General features: G+C 70.7%; 23 protein-coding genes and 1 pseudogene. 9 read left to right on the top strand and 15 right to left on the bottom strand.

Annotated features, from left to right (window positions below):
- A partial coding sequence (locus tag UW392_RS32865) for a helix-turn-helix transcriptional regulator (RefSeq protein ID WP_320778836.1) occupies window positions 1-246 on the top strand: 246 nt, incomplete at its 5' end.
- 33 nt (window positions 247-279) lie between these two features.
- Here UW392_RS32865 and UW392_RS32860 read toward each other — a convergent pair.
- Window positions 280-2,214 (bottom strand): AMP-dependent synthetase/ligase, encoded by a 1,935-nt coding sequence (locus tag UW392_RS32860; protein WP_320778839.1) that lies wholly within the window; start codon window positions 2,212-2,214, stop codon window positions 280-282.
- 533 nt (window positions 2,215-2,747) lie between these two features.
- Here UW392_RS32860 and UW392_RS32855 point away from each other — a divergent pair.
- Window positions 2,748-3,584 carry a MaoC/PaaZ C-terminal domain-containing protein gene (locus tag UW392_RS32855; protein WP_320778835.1) on the top strand — a complete coding sequence of 279 codons (837 nt, stop codon included), beginning with the start codon at window positions 2,748-2,750 and terminating at the stop codon, window positions 3,582-3,584.
- Window positions 3,585-3,608: 24 nt separating this feature from the next.
- Here the strand turns inward: UW392_RS32855 and UW392_RS32850 are convergent, their stop codons facing one another.
- From UW392_RS32850 to UW392_RS32820, 7 genes are all read right to left on the bottom strand, one after another.
- Window positions 3,609-4,274, bottom strand: a complete 666-nt coding sequence (locus UW392_RS32850; protein WP_320778834.1) for a TetR/AcrR family transcriptional regulator — start codon at window positions 4,272-4,274, stop codon at window positions 3,609-3,611.
- Between the two features lie 83 nt (window positions 4,275-4,357).
- Window positions 4,358-4,687 (bottom strand): DUF4229 domain-containing protein, encoded by a 330-nt coding sequence (locus UW392_RS32845; RefSeq protein WP_320778833.1) that lies wholly within the window; start codon window positions 4,685-4,687, stop codon window positions 4,358-4,360.
- Window positions 4,688-4,786: 99 nt separating this feature from the next.
- Window positions 4,787-5,311: a GNAT family N-acetyltransferase gene (locus UW392_RS32840; protein WP_320778832.1), complete on the bottom strand. Its 525-nt coding sequence runs from the start codon at window positions 5,309-5,311 to the stop codon at window positions 4,787-4,789.
- 84 nt (window positions 5,312-5,395) lie between these two features.
- The gene (mqnE, locus tag UW392_RS32835) at window positions 5,396-6,559 is read right to left on the bottom strand and encodes an aminofutalosine synthase MqnE (protein WP_320778831.1); all 1,164 of its coding nucleotides are present in this window, start codon (window positions 6,557-6,559) and stop codon (window positions 5,396-5,398) included.
- Between the two features lie 55 nt (window positions 6,560-6,614).
- The gene (locus tag UW392_RS32830) at window positions 6,615-7,076 is read right to left on the bottom strand and encodes an Lrp/AsnC family transcriptional regulator (protein ID WP_320778830.1); all 462 of its coding nucleotides are present in this window, start codon (window positions 7,074-7,076) and stop codon (window positions 6,615-6,617) included.
- Between the two features lie 69 nt (window positions 7,077-7,145).
- A complete protein-coding gene (locus UW392_RS32825) occupies window positions 7,146-7,823 on the bottom strand; it encodes a UbiX family flavin prenyltransferase (RefSeq protein WP_320778829.1) in 678 nt (225 codons plus the stop codon).
- A 32-nt stretch (window positions 7,824-7,855) separates the two neighbouring features.
- Complete coding sequence (locus UW392_RS32820) at window positions 7,856-8,449, bottom strand: Uma2 family endonuclease (RefSeq protein WP_320778828.1); 594 nt, start codon at window positions 8,447-8,449, stop codon at window positions 7,856-7,858.
- Between the two features lie 193 nt (window positions 8,450-8,642).
- Here UW392_RS32820 and UW392_RS32815 point away from each other — a divergent pair, with 193 nt between their 5' ends.
- Window positions 8,643-9,521, top strand: coding sequence for a virginiamycin B lyase (locus tag UW392_RS32815; RefSeq protein WP_320778827.1), 879 nt, complete (start codon window positions 8,643-8,645; stop codon window positions 9,519-9,521).
- Window positions 9,522-9,525: 4 nt separating this feature from the next.
- Here UW392_RS32815 and UW392_RS32810 read toward each other — a convergent pair whose 3' ends face one another.
- Window positions 9,526-10,068, bottom strand: a complete 543-nt coding sequence (locus tag UW392_RS32810; protein ID WP_320778826.1) for a class I SAM-dependent methyltransferase — start codon at window positions 10,066-10,068, stop codon at window positions 9,526-9,528.
- A gap of 152 nt (window positions 10,069-10,220) precedes the next feature.
- Window positions 10,221-10,868 (bottom strand): TetR/AcrR family transcriptional regulator, encoded by a 648-nt coding sequence (locus UW392_RS32805; RefSeq protein ID WP_320778825.1) that lies wholly within the window; start codon window positions 10,866-10,868, stop codon window positions 10,221-10,223.
- Between the two features lie 66 nt (window positions 10,869-10,934).
- On the opposite strand from UW392_RS32805, the gene UW392_RS32800 reads away from it, so the two are divergent.
- From UW392_RS32800 to UW392_RS32790, 3 genes are read left to right on the top strand one after another with little or no spacing between them, the layout of a single operon-like run.
- Window positions 10,935-11,414 (top strand): hypothetical protein, encoded by a 480-nt coding sequence (locus tag UW392_RS32800; RefSeq protein ID WP_320778824.1) that lies wholly within the window; start codon window positions 10,935-10,937, stop codon window positions 11,412-11,414.
- 14 nt (window positions 11,415-11,428) lie between these two features.
- On the top strand, window positions 11,429-12,304 hold the full coding sequence (locus UW392_RS32795; RefSeq protein ID WP_320778823.1) for an SDR family NAD(P)-dependent oxidoreductase: 876 nt from the start codon (window positions 11,429-11,431) through the stop codon (window positions 12,302-12,304).
- Window positions 12,301-12,471: a hypothetical protein gene (locus UW392_RS32790; protein ID WP_320778822.1), complete on the top strand. Its 171-nt coding sequence runs from the start codon at window positions 12,301-12,303 to the stop codon at window positions 12,469-12,471. Before UW392_RS32795 ends, UW392_RS32790 begins: the two co-directional genes overlap by 4 nt.
- Before the next feature lie 54 nt (window positions 12,472-12,525).
- Here UW392_RS32790 and UW392_RS32785 read toward each other — a convergent pair whose 3' ends face one another.
- A complete protein-coding gene (locus tag UW392_RS32785; protein WP_320778821.1) occupies window positions 12,526-12,678 on the bottom strand; it encodes a hypothetical protein in 153 nt (50 codons plus the stop codon).
- Between the two features lie 469 nt (window positions 12,679-13,147).
- Complete coding sequence (locus UW392_RS32780) at window positions 13,148-13,480, bottom strand: hypothetical protein (protein WP_320778820.1); 333 nt, start codon at window positions 13,478-13,480, stop codon at window positions 13,148-13,150.
- Between the two features lie 183 nt (window positions 13,481-13,663).
- Between UW392_RS32780 and UW392_RS32775 the strand changes: the two genes are divergently transcribed.
- The gene (locus UW392_RS32775; protein ID WP_320778819.1) at window positions 13,664-13,933 is read left to right on the top strand and encodes a winged helix-turn-helix domain-containing protein; all 270 of its coding nucleotides are present in this window, start codon (window positions 13,664-13,666) and stop codon (window positions 13,931-13,933) included.
- Window positions 13,934-14,032: 99 nt separating this feature from the next.
- Window positions 14,033-14,146 (top strand): annotated as a pseudogene (locus UW392_RS32770) (GNAT family N-acetyltransferase); the annotation flags it as partial.
- A gap of 66 nt (window positions 14,147-14,212) precedes the next feature.
- On the opposite strand, the gene mqnP reads toward UW392_RS32770, so the two are convergent.
- Both mqnP and UW392_RS32760 read right to left on the bottom strand, forming a co-directional pair.
- Window positions 14,213-15,118 (bottom strand): menaquinone biosynthesis prenyltransferase MqnP, encoded by a 906-nt coding sequence (gene mqnP, locus UW392_RS32765; RefSeq protein WP_320778818.1) that lies wholly within the window; start codon window positions 15,116-15,118, stop codon window positions 14,213-14,215.
- Window positions 15,115-16,569 carry a menaquinone biosynthesis decarboxylase gene (locus UW392_RS32760; protein WP_320778817.1) on the bottom strand — a complete coding sequence of 485 codons (1,455 nt, stop codon included), beginning with the start codon at window positions 16,567-16,569 and terminating at the stop codon, window positions 15,115-15,117. Before UW392_RS32760 ends, mqnP begins: the two co-directional genes overlap by 4 nt.
- A gap of 100 nt (window positions 16,570-16,669) precedes the next feature.
- On the opposite strand from UW392_RS32760, the gene UW392_RS32755 reads away from it, so the two are divergent.
- Window positions 16,670-17,074, top strand: coding sequence for a PLD nuclease N-terminal domain-containing protein (locus tag UW392_RS32755; RefSeq protein ID WP_320778816.1), 405 nt, complete (start codon window positions 16,670-16,672; stop codon window positions 17,072-17,074).
- A gap of 40 nt (window positions 17,075-17,114) precedes the next feature.
- Here UW392_RS32755 and UW392_RS32750 read toward each other — a convergent pair whose 3' ends face one another.
- On the bottom strand, window positions 17,115-17,825 hold the full coding sequence (locus UW392_RS32750; RefSeq protein ID WP_320778815.1) for a VOC family protein: 711 nt from the start codon (window positions 17,823-17,825) through the stop codon (window positions 17,115-17,117).
- Between the last annotated feature and the right edge of the window lie 86 nt (window positions 17,826-17,911).

Genomic DNA, 17,911 nt, shown 5'->3' with positions numbered 1-17,911 from the left:
GCGGGCGGCATCCCGGCGGCCCGCACGGCCCCGGACCCCTGCGGGGCGCTGCGCCGGCTCACCCCGCAGGAGTTCCAGGTGTCACGCGCGGTGGCGCGCGGCCTGAACAACACGGAGGCCGCAGCCTCCCTCTTCGTCTCCCGCAAGACGGTGGAGGCCCACCTCACCCGCATCTACCGCAAGCTGCACGTCCGCTCCCGCACGGACCTCACCCGGCTGCTGACGGCGGCGGACCTGGTGGACTGACCGGCCGGGGCACCTACTGGCGACTACCGGCGGCTACCGCGTGTACAACCCTTCGATCGCGTCCGCGAAGTCCCGGGCGACGGCGCCGCGGCGGAGCTTCAGGGACGGGGTCAGGTGGCCGGAGGTCTCGGTGAAGTCGGTGGTGAGGACGGTGAACCTGCGGATCGACTCGGGGCGGGAGACCAGCCTGTTGGCCTCGTCGACCGCGCGCTGGAGCACCGCCAGCAGCAGCTCGTCGTCCACGAGGAGTTCCGTCGGGACCGCGTGCTTGCCGTTCATGCGGCGCCAGTGGTGGACGCCCTCGGTGTCGAGGGTGAGCAGACAGGAGACGTACGGGCGGCCGTCACCGAGGACCATGCACTGGGAGATCAGCGGGTGGGCGCGCAGCCAGTCCTCCAGCGGCGCCGGGGCCACGCTCTTGCCGCCCGCGGTGATCAGCATCTCCTTCTTGCGGCCGGTGATGGTGAGGTAGCCCTCGTCGTCCAGCCGGCCGAGGTCCCCGGTCGCGAGCCAGCCCTCGCGGGTCGCCGGGGTCAGCCCGCCTCCTTGCGGGTCCCAGTAGCCGCGCAGCACCTGCCGGCCGGCCACCAGGATCTCGCCGTCGTCCGCGATGTGGACGCGGGTGCCGGGCAGCGGCCAGCCCACCGTGCCCATCCTGGGCTTGAGCGGGGGTGTGACCGTGGCGGCGGCGGTGCACTCGGTGAGGCCGTACCCCTCGTAGATGTCGATGCCGGTCCCGGCGTAGAAGGCGGCGAGGGAGCGGCCCAGCGGGGAGCCGCCGGAGACGATGTAACGGAGCCTGCCGCCCAGGGCGTTGCGGATGCGCCGGTAGACGAGCGGGTCGTAGAAGGTGCGGGCCGCCTTCAGGGCGGCACCCGGCCCGTCACCGCTGCCGCGCCGCTGTGCCTCCAGGGCCTCGCCGTAGCGCCGGGCCACGCCCGCCGCCCGGTCGAACGACGCCGTCCGGCGGCCCAGGTCGGCACGGGCGCGGGCCACGTTGTAGACCTTCTCCAGCATGTACGGGATGGCCAGCAGGGCCGTCGGCCGGAAGCTCGCGAGGTCCGCCATGAGGTCCTCGGACTTGAGGCTCGGCGCGTGGCCCAGCCGTACCCGGGCCCGTACGCAGGCGATGGCGACCATGCGGCCGAAGACGTGGGACATGGGGAGGAAGAGGAGGATCGACGCCTCCTCCTTCGTCCGGGCCCTGAAGACCGGGTAGAGCAGCTCGACGGCGTTGTCGACCTCGGCGAGGAAGTTGCCGTGGGTGAGGGCGCAGCCCCGGGGGCGGCCGGTGGTGCCGGAGGTGTGGACGACGGTGGCGAGCGCGTCGGGCCCCAGCATGGCGCGCCGTACCGCCACTTCCTCGTCGGGTACGTGGGCGCCGGCCTCGGCGAGGGCCTCCACGTGGCCCTGTTCCACGACCCACAGGTGCCGCAGGTCGGGCAGGAGCGCCCGTTCCGGGCCGAGCGCGGCGGCCTGCGCGGTGGTCTCGGTGACGAGGGCGACGGCCCCGGTGTCCTGGAGGATCCAGCGGGCCTGGAAGACGGAGGAGGTCGGGTAGACGGGCACGGTCACCAGGCCGGCCGCCCACGCGGCGAAGTCCAGCAGCGTCCACTCGTACGTCGTGCGGGACATGACGGCGATCCGGTCACCCGGCACCAGGCCTCCGACGATCAGCCCCTTGGCGACCGCCAGCACCTGGTCCTTGAAGGCGGCGGCCGTCACGTCCGTCCAGCCGCCGCCGTCGGTCCGGCGGCTGAGGACGACCCGGCCGGGGTCGCTCACGGCGTTCCCGAAGGGCAGGTCGGCGAGCGAGCCGTGCGTCACCGGGGCGACGAGCGGCGGTACGTACGCCTCGCGCACCACTCCGTCCTGGCGCCGGAGTTCGGGTACCACGAGGCGGGGCCCGGGCTCGGTATCTAAGGAGGCGGAGGCCGAGGGGAAGGACAGGGCGGACGAGGAATGCATGAGGGACACGAGCGACTCCTGTGGCGGCGGTGACGCAGTGCTCTGCCGCCTGGCGTGCGGGCCTCATGGTGCGGGGCGTGGCGCCGGCGGACTCCGGTGGACGGCCGCCACGGTCGGGGCGGAGATCATCACCGGTCAGGAACCGGATCGTACGGCTCCGCCGTGAGGGGGCTGTGCTGGTTCGGCGGGGCTCCGGCGACGGAGCTGTGCGGGATCGGCGACGCCCGCGAAGCGGGACCGGCACCATTCGCGGGACGGGATCGGCCACGTCCGCGGGGCGGAACGAAGAGCGCCGGCCGTCGGGACCCGACGGCCGGCGGTCGTGCGGGGTCTTCGCGCCCCTCGGGCCCCGCACGACCCTTGCGCCGTACGGTCCGCGCGCCCTCCCGACGACCACGGACCGACTGCCGCTCGCCGCCTACCCCCGGCCGGCACCTCGAAACGGGGTCAGGGCGCGACAGCGGAACCGCCTCAGCATTACCTCGGGTAACCTTACCCCCCGGTAAAGAGCCGACCGAGCCGGGAGCCTGACCATGGCCGACCGCTGTCTGTGTCTCATGCTCGCCCGCGGGGCCCTGCTCTCCCCCTTCAGACGGCCCCGCCCCGACGCGGAGTTCCCCCGCACCCGGCTGGTCCTGCCCGGCGTCCGCGTCGACCCGGCCCGCCTCGCCGCGTACGAGCGGGTGTGCGGGTTCCCGGCCGGGGGTGACACGCTGCCCGTCACCCACCCGCACGTCCTGGCCTTTCCCCTGGCCATGGCCCTGATGAGCCGCCGGGACTTCCCGCTCCCCCTGCTCGGCCTGGTCCACACGTCCCTGGCGATCGAGCAGCGCCGCGCCCTGCCCGCCTCCGGGACGTACGAACTCACGGTCCAGGTCGCCGGGTTGGCGCCGCACCGGCGCGGTACCGAGGCGACGGTGGTGACCGAGGTGCGGGCGGGCGGTGACCTGGCGTGGGCGTCGCGCAGCACGTACCTGGCCCGGCACCGGACCGCCGTCGACGCCCCCGTGGCGGGCGGCCGGCCCCTGAACGCCCGTGACATCCCGCCCGCCCGGACGCGGTGGCGGCTCTCCGGCGACATCGGGCGGCGCTACGCCGCGGCCTCCGGCGACCGCAACCCCATCCACCTGCATCCGCTCACGGCCCGCCCGTTCGGCTTCCCCCGGGCCGTCGCGCACGGCATGTGGACGCTGGCGCGCTGCCTCGCCGAGCTCGGCACACCGCAGGCGGCCGCCGTCCGCGCGGAGTTCAGGGCGCCGGTACTGCTGCCCGCCACGGTGACGTACGCGGCGGACGGCACCCGCTTCGCCCTGCTCGGCGACGGCAGGCGCCCGCACGTCGTGGGCGAGGTACGCCCGCTGACCGGCTGAGCGTTCGAGGATCCACAGGCGGGACTACCCGGCCGGTACGGCCTCCACCTCGCTCGGCGGCACCCACGGCCGCCCGTCCATCAGCTCACCGAGTCCGGCCCAGGCGAAGTTCATCAGCGTCGCCGCCGCCTGTCCGGCCGTGACGCCCGGCGTGGCGTTGGCCCAGGCCGCCAGCGATTCGGCGGCGCCGACGAGGGCCTCGGCGAGCCCGGCGACCTCCCGCCCGGGCAGGGACGGATCGCGGCGGGCCTCCCGCGCGGCGACCACGATCACCTCGGTGACGAACGCCACCAGGTCGGCCCGCACCGCGGCCACCTCGGCCGCGAAGGGCTCACCGTGCGTACGGGCCTGGAGGTGCAGCACCGACCAGCCGTCCGGGTGCAGCGCGGTGTGCGTGAAGAAGGCCGTGAGCCCTTCCCAGAGCTGGCGGTCGGCGGGCAGCCCGGGGCGCACCCCCGCCCGTACGGCCGCGGTCAGCGCCTCGGCCTCGCGGCGGATGCAGGCGGTGAAGAGGTCTTCCTTCGAGTTCAGGTACAGGTACACCAACGGCTTGGAGACGCCCGCCAGTTCGGCGATCTCGTCCATCGACGCGGCCCGGTACCCGCGCTGCCCGAAGGTCCGCACGGCCGCGTCCAGCATCTGCTGCTCCCGTACGGCCCGCGGCATCCGTCTGCTCTTCACCCCGCCCATGGGGACAGGTTACGAGGCCACGGCGGCGTCGAACGGTCCCCGTCCGGTCCGGAGCGGCCGAGGAGGCCGGAAATCGCCGTCGGTTACGACGTCTGGCCCTGCGCCTGCTGCCCCTGCGCCACCGGCCCCTGCGTCCGGGCCGTGTCGTCCGCGACGTCCTCCTGGTTGCGGTTGGCCTCAAGGTTGGCCTTGGCCTTGTCGACGCGCCGGACGATCTGCTCGGAGGCCCGGTCGCGCTCCTTGCGCAGCACCACGAAGCTGATCGGCGCGGAGATCACCAGGGCCAGCAGGAGCACCCAGATGCCGTTGGAGTCGCCGAGGCCACGGGGCACGATCCCGGAGTAGACGAGACCCCAGACGACCACGAAGCAGCCCACGAAGATACCGAGGCGCATCAGTGTGTAGCGGAGCATCTCAACCCACTCTTCCGTTCCCGACCAAGACCTTGCGAAAGGGGCACCACCCAGTGAACCACGGCGGCACCGCGATCTTGCAGGGGGGCCGGGCCCGGTTCAGCCGAGCGGCAGCAGCAGGTGGACGTCGTCCCGGTCGTCCCCGGGTGCGACCCGTATCGCGCCGGGCACCCGCCCGACCTCCTTGTAGCCGCAGGACTCGTAGAACCGCTCCAGGCCGAGCCCGCCCCGGCAGGTGAGCCGGATCGCCTCGATCCCCCCGACGTCCCGCGCGGCGTCCGCCGCCGCCGCGAGCAGCTCCCGCCCGTACCCCTTGCCCTGGTGGTCCGGGTGCACCATCACGGTGTAGAGCCACAGCCAGTGCGTCATCAGGCGGTGCGTGTTGAAGGTGAGGAACGCGGTGGCGGCGACGTTCCCGTCCGCGTCGAACCCGGCGAGCAGCCGGGCCCGCCCCTCGGCCATGGCCACGAAGTGCTTCACCAGCTCGGGCCGGATCACCTCCGGCGTGACCGGCGGCACGAACCCCACGGAGCCACCGGCGTTGGACACGTCGGTCCACAGCCGGAGGATGCCGTCCCGCAGGGCGGGTGTGACGGGCGGGTCCACCTGATACGTAAGGGTCATAAGAGGACCGTACGCATTACGTACGGTCCTCAACAAATGGCGCCCACCTGCTGGAACGGCTGCTGAGCCGAGTACGGAAGGGACTCAGACCCGCATCGGCTGCGGCGACTCCCGGCGGGCCGGGTCCGGGCCGTCGTACTCGCGGATGATCTCGTAGCGGGTGTTCCGCTCCACCGGCCGGAAGCCGGCGTCCCGGATCAGCTCCAGCAGGTCGTCACGGGTCAGCTTGTTCGGCGTGCCGTAGTTGTCCGCGTCATGCGTGATCTTGTACTCGACGACCGAGCCGTCCATGTCGTCGGCGCCGTGCTGGAGCGCCAGCTGGGCGGTCTGCACGCCGTGCATGACCCAGAAGACCTTGACGTGCGGCACGTTGTCGAAGAGCAGCCGGGACACGGCGAAGGTCTTCAGCGCCTCGGCCCCGGTCGCCATCTGTGTCCGCGCCTGGAGACGGTTGCGGACCTTCCCGTCCTTCATGTCCACGAAGTCGTGCTGGTAGCGCAGCGGGATGAAGACCTGGAAGCCGTTCGTCTCGTCCTGCAGCTCACGCAGCCGCAGCACGTGGTCCACGCGGTGACGCGGCTCCTCGATGTGCCCGTAGAGCATGGTGCACGGGGTCTTGAGCCCCTTCTCGTGCGCCAGCCGGTGGATGCGGGACCAGTCCTCCCAGTGGGTGCGGTGGTCCACGATGTGCTGCCGGACCTCCCAGTCGAAGATCTCGGCACCGCCGCCGGTCAGGGACTCCAGGCCCGCGTCGATCAGCTCGTCGAGGATCTCCGAGGCGCTCATCCCGGAGATCGTCTCGAAGTGGTGGATCTCCGTCGCCGTGAACGCCTTCAGCGACACCTCCGGCAGGGCGGCCTTCAGCTCGCGCAGGGAGCGCGGGTAGTACCGCCACGGCAGGTTGGGGTGCAGCCCGTTGACGATGTGCAGCTCGGTGAGGTTCTCGCCCTCCATCGCCTTGGCGAGGCGGACGGCCTCCTCGATGCGCATCGTGTACGCGTCCTTCTCACCCGGCTTGCGCTGGAAGGAGCAGTAGGCGCACGAGGCCGTGCACACGTTGGTCATGTTCAGATGCCGGTTGACATTGAAATGAACAACATCGCCGTTCTTGCGCGTGCGCACCTCGTGGGCGAGGCCGCCGAGCCAGGCCAGGTCGTCCGACTCGTACAGCGCGATGCCGTCCTCACGGGTCAGCCGCTCACCGGCCCTGACCTTGTCCTCCAGCTCGCGCTTGAGCCCGACGTCCATGCCCACACCTCTCCTAGAACAGACTTCCCCACCGTACTCCCCGCCCGCGGCTCCCCTACTGCTGCTCCTCGTCGGGCAGCTCCCCCACCCGGTTCTCCCACTTCGTGGAGAGCACGACGGTGGTCCGGGTGCGGGACACGCCCTTCGTCCCGGACAGTCGCCGGATGGTCCTCTCCAGCCCGTCCACGTCCGACACCCGCACCTTGAGCATGTACGAGTCGTCGCCGGCGATGAACCAGCAGTCCTCGATCTCGTGCAGGTCCTTCAGCCGCTGCGCCACGTCCTGGTGGTCGACCGCGTCGGAGAGCGAGATGCCGATCAGCGCGGTCACGCCGAGGCCGAGCGAGGCGGCGTCGACGGTGGCGCGGTAACCGGTGATGACCCCGGCCGCCTCCAGCCGGTTGATGCGATCGGTCACGCTGGGGCCGGAGAGGCCGACGAGGCGGCCCAGCTCCGCGTAGGAGGCGCGGCCGTTCTCCCTGAGGGCCTGGATGAGCTGCCTGTCCACCGCGTCCATGGCGATCGGTTGCCTTCCGCTGGAAGTTCTGAAGTTCTGGGGTTCTCTGGTCGTGCTCTGCGTGCTGGTTCAGTCCGTGCGGGAGCCCCCGCCGAGCTCACCGCGCCATCGCCGGTACAGCCCGTGCGTGACGCCCGCCGCGTCCAGCACCCGCCCGGCGACGAAGTCGACCAGGTCCTGGATGTGGGTGGCGCCCGCGTAGAACGCCGGTGAGGCGGGCAGCACCACGGCCCCCGCCTCGTCGAGGGCGACGAGCTGCTTGAGGGTCTGCCCGCTCAGGGGGGTCTCCCGTACGGAGACGACGAGCGGGCGCCGTTCCTTGAGGGTGACGCTCGCGGTGCGCTGCAGCAGGTCCTTGCTGAGCCCGAGGGCGACCCCGGCGACACAGGCGGTGGACGCGGGGACGATCAGCATGCCCTTGGCGGGGTACGACCCGGAGGACGGCCCGGCGGCGAGATCGCCGGCGCTCCAGTGCCGTACGTCGTCGAGCCGCAGGTCCTTGAAGGTACCCGGCTTCCCGTCGGCCCCGCGCCCGAGCCACTCGCGTAGATCGTCACGCCAGTGCGCGTCGCGGTACGAGATCCCCGTCTCGTCGAGCAGCGTGAGCCGCGAGGCCCGGCTGACGACCAGGTCGACGCTCTCACCCGCATCGAGCAGCCCGCGCAGCACCGCAGCGGCATACGGCGTACCGGACGCGCCCGAGACCCCCACGATCCAAGGCCGACGCTGCGATTCCCCTGCGTTCACGTACGTGAGCCTACCGGCGCGGTGCGGCGGGCTCAGGACCGGTGGGGGGCCTTCGGGTCGACGGTCGGGTCGACGGGGAACTGCCCGGTGTCCAGGCGCAGCTTGCCCAGGGGGGAGTCGATGATCAGTTCGGAGTCCGCGGAGCCGTAGGGGACGGTGTCACGGCCGAGGTAGCCGTCGGGGCCGGGGTTCCAGAGGGTGACGACGTGGCCCTTGAGCGGGTCGAGGATCAGGTAGTTGGGGATGCCCCGGGAGGCGTACCAGCGGGGTTTCAGCTCGTAGTCACGGCGAATGCTGCCCTGGGAGACGACTTCCACGACGAGTTCGATCAGATCCGGCGCATAGGCGCCGTTGTTCTTCGCCACCTCCGCAGCGGGGATGACCGCCAGGTCCGGGCAGAACTCGTTGTCCTCGTGGAAGGGGAAAGCAACGTCGCTGGTGAAACCCCACTCGTCGGCCACCTGCTCCCGAAGAGCGTTCCACACCAGCCGAATGGTCTCGGCATGATGCGGCTTGACCGAACTCATCATGATGCTGCCCTCGACAATCTCCGTCAGATAGCCGGGGAACATGTCCTCCAGCCTGCTGAGCTGCGAGTGCAGGCGGTCAAGGTCCGAGACGGTCACGGTGGCCTCCTGAGGTCCTGCCCTCGATGGTAGGCGGCACCGTACTCACGTACCCGGGCCATGAACGGGGCGGTTCGGCTGCGCACACACGAACGGGGCATCGCTCATGCGTCCGTTGACGCCGCCGACGCTGCCGCTGCCGCTGCCGGGAAAAGCGGTTGCTCCGCCGTCTGCTCGTCGACAGGGTGCCCGGATGACCGCAACACAGCTCCCCCTCCCCGTGGCGGACGAGAACGCCGGCCCCTACGGCATCACGACCGGCCCCGACGGTGCCCTGTGGATCACCCTCGTGCACAGTGGCCGTATCGCGCGGCTCACCCTCGACGGTGACTGCACGGAGTACCCCTTGGACTCACCCTCGTGCGGCCCCACGGTGATCACCCCGGGGCCCGACGGGGCCCTGTGGTTCACCCGGTACCAGGACCATCGGATCGGCCGCATCACCACGGCGGGCGGGGCGACGGCGTTCGACATCCCGACGCCCGACAGCGGCCCCTACGGCATCACCGCCGGCCCGGACGGTGCGCTGTGGTTCACCCAGATGAACACCGACCGGATCGGCCGCGTCACCGGCGAGGGGAAGGTCACCGAGTTCGAGCTGCCCGTCACGGGCGCCTTCCCCTCGGCGATCACCACGGGCCCCGACGGAGCCCTGTGGTTCACCCTGAACCAGGCGAACGCGATCGGCCGCATGACCACCGACGGCGACACCGTCCTGTACCCGCTGCCCACCCCCGGCGCCGCCCCCGTGGGCATCACCAGTGACGGCACCGCCCTGTGGTTCGTCGAGATCGCGGCGGGCCAGGTCGGCAGGATCTCGGTGACCGGGGAGATCGAGGAGTTCCCGCTCCCCGACCGCACGGCGAGGCCCCACGCCATCGTCGCGACCGGCCCCGGGGACTGCTGGTTCACCGAGTGGGGGGCCAATCGCATCGGGCGCATCACCGCGAACGGCGACGTCACCGAGTACGACCTCCCGACCCCGTCGGCCGAACCGCACGGCGTCACCGTGGGCCCGGACGGCGCCGTCTGGGCGGCCCTGGAGGTGGGAGCGGTCGCGCGGGTGTCGTAGACCCTCAGGGCTTGCGGTGTACGGACACGGCGTACGCACCGTCCGCGTAGGGCTCTCCGGACCAGGTCGCGAACCTGGCCTCGGGGACGAGCCCCGCCGCACCGCACTGCGCGTCGTAGTCGTCCAGCGCGTACCCACGGTCCAGGGAGAAGCCCGCCACGAGCCGGCCGCCCGGCCGGACGTGCTTCGCCACTCCCGCCACCAGGGCCGGTTCCGTGCCCGGCGGGGTGAACAGGGGGACGTTGCCCGCCATCACCACGACGTCGAACGACATCCCCAGATCGAGGCCGACCAGGTCTCGACGGTGCCAGGGGATGCCGGGGGCCAGGCGCCGGGCGGTCTCGAGCATCGACCCGTCGACGTCCACTCCCACCACGGCGATCCCGTGCCGGGCCAGCTCGATCGCGACCCGGCCGGTCCCGCATCCCGCGTCGAGGACGGTGGCGGGCCGGAAGGAGCGCACCAGCGCGGCCTCACCGTGCACGTCCCCGCCCTCGGCGGCTATGCGGTCGAACCGGGCCTGGTAGTCCTCGCCGTTCCACACCATGCGGAGACTGTGTCACATGCGCCTCGACGGCCCGGCTCGGCACCGGGGCACCAGAGGCCCCGCGGGGCACGGTGCGCCGAGCGCCAGCGGGGCGAAACGGCCCCATGGATCATCAGGTACGAGATCCTTCAGTGACCAGTGACACTGAAACATCAGTCAGGGGTGCCGGCAGTCGCGCGGCTTTCGCCGGGGCGCACGGGGGCGGCTCCGCGCAGGAACTGTGACACCGCGTCCTGGACGAGCCCGTCAAGCCGTTCCGAGGCGACCAGCCCGCTGTTGACCATGGCCGTGATGCCCAGGGCGGTGGCGTAAAGGATGAGTCCCACATCCTCGCAGTCACCCTCCGCCAGCAGCCCCTGGACCTGGCCCTCCTCCATCAGTTCGATGATCTGACCGAACGCGGCTGCGGCGGCCTCCGTGACCGAGGGCGCGCCCGGATGGTGCTTGCTCGAGTTCATCAGGTCGTTCAGTGCGGCGTTCTCCGTCGCGAAACGGGCGTAGGCCGTCACGGCGGCGCGCAGGCGTGCGGCTATATCGCCCTTGTCACCGGCCTCGGCCACGGCGACGCGCAGTGTCGCGTCCAGGCGGGAGAATCCCGACTCCGCGAGAGCGCTGAGCAGCGCACGGCGGTCCGCGAAGTGCCGTCGCGGCGCGGCGTGGCTGACGCCGACCTCTCGCGCCAGGTCTCGCAGTGACAGTTGATCGGCCCCGTGTGTCTGCAGTCTGCGCTCGGCGGCACGGAGGAGTTCACTGCGAAGGTCCCCGTGGTGGTAGGACCGCTGCTCAGCGCGTTCAGGCATGGGTCCCAGCCTACTCAGGTCAATGTTTACATTGACTACAATGTAGTCAGTGACTACTCTTCACCCATGCTTCGTTCATCCGCCGCGGACATCCCGCACATGGCGAACCGAACCGTCGTCGTCACCGGCGCGAACAGCGGAATCGGCCGCGTCACCGCCCGCTTGTTCGCCGACGAACTCCAGCGGCGACTCCCCGCCGCAGGAACAGAGGTCGTTTCGACCGCCGCGCATCCAGGGATCTCGACCACCAGCCTGATGAGAGCGGAAGAGAAGCCGTCCCTGGGATTCCGCATCGAGCCGTGTCTCACGGCCCTCGTCGCGCAGAGCGCCGAGGACGGTGCCCTTCCCACCCTGTATGCCGCCACCGCGGACGTACCCGGCGGCAGTTACGCGGGGCCGGGGAAACTCTTCGGTCTGCGCGGCGCACCGAAACTGGTCGAACGCGCGGCCAGGGCGCGCGACAACCGCACGGCACACCGATTGTGGACGGTCTCGGAGGACCTGACCGGCGTCACCTTCCCCTTCCAGGCCGCGAACGCCTCATGAAAGGACCGCCGACTGTGCTCCCCGCGCCCGCGCAGAAGAAGCAGAAGAATGAGCTCATCGTCGTCTCCGGGGCCTCGACAGGCATCGGGGCCGCGACGGCCCTCGAACTCGCCTCGATGGGCTACCACGTCCTGGCCGGAGTACGCACCGACAGCGAGGCCGATGCCGTCCGGACCGGGAACATCGAACCGGTCACCCTCGACATCACCGTGCCCGAGCACATCGAAGCCCTCGCTCGACGAATCGCCGACGACCGCGAGCAACGACCGCTGCGTGCTCTGGTCAACAACGCCGGCATCGAGGTCAACGCACCCGTCGAGGTCCTCCCCCTGTCCCTGTGGCGCGAGCAGTTCGAGACCAACCTGTTCGGGCACATCGCCGTCATCCAACAGCTCCTGCCGTTCCTGCGGCGGAGCCGGGGCAGGATCGTCAACATCAGCTCCGTGGGGGGAGAAGCCGCGCTGCCGATCTTCGGTGCGTACGCGGGCACGAAGTCGGCGCTCGAAGCAGCCAGCGACTCACTGCGCCGAGAGGTCGCCCGGCAGGGCGTCCAGGTGGTGGTCGTCCAGCCCGGCGGCGTCAAGACCGACATGGCCGCCCACAGCGGAAGCATCTCGCTCCGGCTGGCCGACGGGATGAGCACCGAGCAGCAGCACCTCTACGGCGATCTCATCGAAACAACGGTGGCCAGGAACACGGCGTTCCTCGAACGCGCCGTAACGGCCGAGAAGGCCGGAAAGGCAATCGCCAAGGCGACCACCACAACCCGCCCGCGCACCCGGTACACGCTCGGCAAGGACGCCGCGTTCGTCATCCCTCTCGCCCGTCATCTGCCCGACCGGCTGATGGACAGGATCCTCGCGGCGAGCCACCGATCTCGATCCCGTTGAAGGAAGGCGATATCGACGCCGACCGTGCGCCGATCCACGCGCACGTGCGCGCCGAGCACTGGGTCCCGGACGACCTGGCGGACAAGGGGGCCGATCGCTGGCTGGTCGTCGGCTTCCACGACAACGAAGCGATCCGGACGTGGACGGCTGGCGCCTCAGCAGCGTGAAGCTCACCGCCCACCATCAGGAGAACGCGCACTTGTCGAGCCCAGCTTCGAACCTCACTCCGTAATGATCAGCCAGTCCTTCTTGCGCCGCTTCTGATCCCGGAAGAAGGCCCAAGTGGCCACAGCCACCACGACAACTCCGATGCGAGCGGTGGCCGGCGGACTGCCCTTGACGCCCGTCCCCATGGCCAGGAGTGCGACTGTCACGTCCGAACTCCTTCCGATACCAGGAGCCGCTGCTTCCGACGCCTCCCAGGCAGCCGAGTACTGAGTAAGCCCTGTCGGTCGTGTTCCCGGGGGGTGCCGCACTGTGCCGGCGATCTTCGGAATACTCCACGCTTCGTATGCGACGGGCTGACCCACCCGGGCGAACAGTTCTGGCTGCCCGGCGGGGCAGGAAGGCGCAGGCCGCGGGAGCCGGCGACGCGCAGGACGTCGGCGAGGCACTCGCTGAGCCGGATCGCCGTGTACTGCACTTCGGCGTACGGGGACATGGGGTCGCCCAACACCTGGCGGGCGCGCGCGAGGGCTTCCACGCCTGCTCTCAGCTGCCGGGCCTCCGTCACGTCGGCGAGCCGGGAGAGGTACCCGCCTTCACTGTCAGACGACAGGTAGCAGGGCTTGCCCTCCGGGGAAGACCAGGGCAGGAGGCGGAGGGTGGTGCGCTGTTCGTCCATTACGCGGCCACCTCGCCCATACCGACCAGATGCTGGTCGAGGTCGATCCCGAAGTCGGCGGCGAGTACGAGGGCGATGCGGCGGTGCCGCTGTCGGGCGCACTCCTGTTCGTGGGCGGCGAGGTAGGGGCGGACGAGTCGGCTTTCGGTGCCGTCGAGGGGGTGGTCGAGGCCGTGAGGGGAGCGGTGGGTGGGGAGGGGTGAGACCGGCGCGGCGGCGAAAGGCGTGGGGTGCGGCTGCCAGGCGGGGCGGGCGCCCGAGCGATGCTTTCCGGTTCCGGGGGCTAGCACGAGACTCAGCCAGCGGACAGCTCGGTGGATAAGGTGGGGCATGTCGACGCTCCGTTCAGCGTTGGCCGCGCCCCGGGAGGCCTGGACCGCCTCGCCGGGGCTTTGTCGTGAGCGACGATACCGACAACTGCGTACCCCCGCGACCCTCTCCTACCCACCGCGTACGTACGCGCCATTCTGCGCCCCGCTCATGCGATACGCGTTCGAGTGCGGCACCTTGAGAACATGATTGAGTTGCCGCGCTACGAGTACGTGAAGCTCGCGGACGCCATCGCCGACGACATCGCGTCCGGCAAGCTGCCGCAGGGAGCTGCGCTGCCGGGTGAGCGAGCCATGACGCAGTTGCACGGCGTAGGCCTCGGAACGGTGCGCCGCGCCATCGTCGAACTCCGCAAACGAGGACTGGTCGCGACCCTGCCCGCGAAGGGGACCTATGTCATCGGGACGCCCGATGCACCCGCAGGGGCTCCGCACAGGAATGAAAGCGCCGACTGACACAGCCCTGGCAGTCGGACGCGCGACCGGCTCGCCGACGCCGTCAGCAGCAGTCCGCCCGGCATGACGGCGGCCTCTGAGCCAGGTGGCCCGCCATGACTGCCGGAAGCACGGGGTTACGGGTGGGCCGCCGAGGCTGGCGCAGCGGCACTCGACTGGTTCGCCGACGCCCTCCCCGGCGAGCCGGTGGTGCTCTGCGCCCAGGCCGCCGACTGGAACACGCAGGCCCGGTACCCGACCGATCGGATACCGGGCCTGCCGCATGCCGACGTGCCGTGCCTACGGCGTAAGCCCCCGCACCAGCAGATCCAGCAGCGCACATACGAACAGCGCGATGCCGATGAACCCGTTGACGCTGAAGAACGCGCGGTTCAGGCGGGACAGGTCGTTCGGGCGGACGATCGTGTGCTCGTAGACGAAGGCGCCGGCCACTATGACCAGGCCCAGCCAGAAGAACACGCCCGCGTCCGTGGCCAGCGCGAACCAGACGAACAGCGCCGTGGTGACCGTGTGGCAGACGCGGGCGCCCCAGATCGCGGCCGGGATACCGAAGCGGGCCGGGACGGACTTCACGCCGACCTCGCGGTCGGTCTCCACGTCCTGGCAGGCGTAGATCAGGTCGAAGCCGCCGATCCAGATACCGACCGCGAGGCCGAGGATCACCGCCTCCCAGGACCACTCGCCGGTGATGGCGAGCCAGCCGCCGATCGGGCCCATGGCCTGGGCGATGCCGAGGATGGCCTGGGGGAAGTTCGTGAAGCGTTTGCCGTAGGGGTAGACCACCATCGGGATCACCGCGACGGGGGCCAGGACCAGGCAGAGCGGGTTGAGGAGCGCGGCGGCGGCCAGGAAGACGACCAGCGCCACCAGCGCGCCGGTCCAGGCGTGACGAACCGACATCGCGCCCGTGACCAGCTCCCGGTGGGCCGTGCGCGGGTTCCGCGCGTCGATCTCGCGGTCGATGATCCGGTTGGCGGCCATCGCGAAGGTGCGCAGGCCCACCATCGCCACGGTGACGAGGAGCAGCTTCAGCCAGTGGATGCTCTCGTCCACCTGGAACATGGCCGTCAGCGCAGCGATGTACGCGAACGGGAGCGCGAACACCGAGTGCTCGATCATGACGAGGCGCAGGAACGCCTTGGTGCGCCCCACCGGCTGCGGCAGGGCCGCGGATGCCGAGGTCACAGGCCGTACTCCTTCCAGCGCCGGTCCACGAGGGACGCGGTCCCCGGGTCCGACACCACCATCTCGGGCCAGCCGCCGTCGCGCGTGTAGCCCTCCTCGGGCAGCTTGCGGGTGGCGTCGATGCCCGCCTTGCCGCCCCAGAACTGCTGGTACGAGGCGTGGTCGAGGTGGTCGACCGGGCCCTCGACCACGGTCAGGTCCCGGGCGTAGTCCGTGTTGCCGAGCGCCCGCCAGGCCACCTCGTGCAGGTCGTGGACGTCGCAGTCGGAGTCCACCACGATGATCAGCTTGGTCAGCGACATCATGTGGGCGCCCCAGATGGCGTGCATCACCTTCTGCGCGTGCTTGGGGTACTTCTTGTCGATCGAGACGATCGCGCAGTTGTGGAAGCCGCCGGCCTCGGGGAGGTGGTAGTCCACGATGTCCGGGACGATGATCTTGAGCAGCGGGCGGAAGAAGCGCTCCGTCGCCTTGCCCATCGGTCCGTCCTCCGTCGGCGGGCGGCCGACCACGATCGACTGGAGCAGCGGGCGCTTGCGCATGGTGATGCAGTCGATGGTGAGGGCCGGGAACGGCTCCTGCGGGGTGTAGAAGCCCGTGTGGTCGCCGAAGGGGCCCTCGGGCAGCATCTCGCCCGGCTCCAGCCAGCCCTCCAGGACGACCTCCGCGTTGGCCGGGACCTGGAGCGGGACCGTCTTGCAGTCCACCATCTCGATCCGCTTGCCCGCGAGGAAGCCGGCGAAGAGGTACTCGTCGATGTCGCCGGGGAGCGGCGCCGTGGAGGCGTACGTCACGGCGGGCGGGCAGCCGAAGGCGATCGCGACCGGGAGGCGCTCGCCCCGGCGCGCGGCGACCTGGTAGTGGTTCCGGCTGTCCTTGTGGATCTGCCAGTGCATGCCGATGGTGCGCTTGTCGTGGCGCTGGAGGCGGTAGAGGCCGAGGTTGCGGATGCCCGAGTCGGGGTCCTTGGTGTGGGTCAGGCCGAGGTTGAAGAAGGAGCCGCCGTCCTCGGGCCAGGTGAACAGGGCGGGGAGCTTCTCCAGGTCCACGTCGTCGCCCTGGAGGACGACCTCCTGCACCGGCGCGTCGCCCTTGACCTTCTTCGGCGGTACGTGGGTCATCGAGCCGAGCTTCCCGAAGGCCTCGCGCACCCCGACGAACCCGTTGGGGAGCTCCGGCTTGAGCAGCCCGCCGATCTTGTCGCCGATGTCCTCGTAGGACTTCAGGCCGAGCGACTTCAGCATCCGCCGGTCGGTCCCGAAGACGTTCATGGCGAGCGGCATGTCGGACCCGCGCACGTTCTCGAAGAGCAGGGCGGGGCCGCCGGCCTTGTTGACGCGGTCCGTGATCTCGCCGATCTCCAGGTGGGGATCGACCTCCACCTTGATGCGCTTGAGGTCGCCCTCGCGATCGAGGGCCCGGAGGAACGAGCGAAGATCGTCATAAGCCATGCGTTCCAGTATCCGGTACGCACTACTCTTGACGTGTCACCGGGGGGCCGGACCGCCGCCCGCCCCGGGCCTCCGACCGTGACTGCAAGGGGACCGACACATGCTCCGGGTGCTGATGATCCTTGTGCCGCTGGCACTGAGCATCTACGCGTTCATCGACTGCATCACCACGGAGGAGAAGGATGTCAAGCACATCCCCAAGCCCCTGTGGGCCATCCTCATCCTGCTGTTCCCGCTGGTCGGCTCCATCTCCTGGCTGATCGTCGGCCGCGACCGCGCGAACGCCTCCGGCCGTGTCGGCGGCGGTTCGTCGCGCCGGCCCAAGGGCGGCTGGGTCGCGCCCGACGACAACCCCGAGTTCCTCAAGTCCCTGGGCGGCGACGAGCGGAAGAAGGACGAGGACGGGCCCAGGGACAGGAACCCGCTCGAGGACGAGGACGGGGACCGTGACCAGGTGAAGGACCGGGACGAGGGCAAGGACAAGAAGGACGACCCCAAGGACTGACCCGCGCGCGTGCATGCGGTGGATGTGGTGGACTTCACCATCACTCCGCCCGCGCGCCCAGCACCTCCAGCCGGTCCAGCTCGTCCCGTACCGCCTTCCGCTCCTCGTCCGTCAGCTCCACCTCCGCGGCCCGCGCCAGCGCGGACGCCAGCGTCCCGTCGTCGTCCAGGCGGTCGGCGACATCCGCGCGCAGCACCAGGAGCCGGAACAGCTGCACGGGCGTGGGCCGCTCGCCCTCCAGGCGCAGCACCCGGTCGAGCACCCGCGCCGCCGCCTTCGGATCGTCCTTCGAGTCGGCGAACAGGGCCGCCTGGTGCAGGGCCCTGGCGAAGGTTCCCTCGGGCGCGGGCCGGTGGTGCTGGTCGTCGCCGAGGGGCTGTGCGACGCGCAGGCAGTTGCCGCCGGGGTCGGTCAGCAGGAACTGGCGCGTGCCGTGCGAGGTGTCCTTGAGCGCGCCCAGCCGGGGCAGCCCGCGGGTCGGAACCTTCCCGTAAGCCTCTTTCAGGCCGGCTCGGAAAGCCTCGTACAGCGCGTCGACGTCGTCGGTGCCGATGATGCAGGTGCTGTACGACTGTGCCGGTTCGTACCGCTTCATCCCGAAGAAGTGCAGCTCGACGCCGCCGCGGACGACGACCGCGTACGGGTTGGGGGTGCTCTGCTCGAAGGCGACCTCGAAACCGAGGGCGCGGTAGAAGTCGAGGACGGGGGCGATCGTCCGGCACGGGAGCATCGGAGTGGTCGTCTCAGCCATACCGGCAGACTAGTCAAGTTTGAGTGCGCGCGGGCGCCGTCCGGAGGAAGCGGTGCGTGCCGCTTCTGTGCGCCGTTGCTCCACCG

Source organism: Streptomyces sp. CRN 30 (assembly GCF_034105845.1).
Note: the sequence above shows the minus strand (reverse complement) of the source record. Positions and strands in the feature narration are given on the sequence as shown.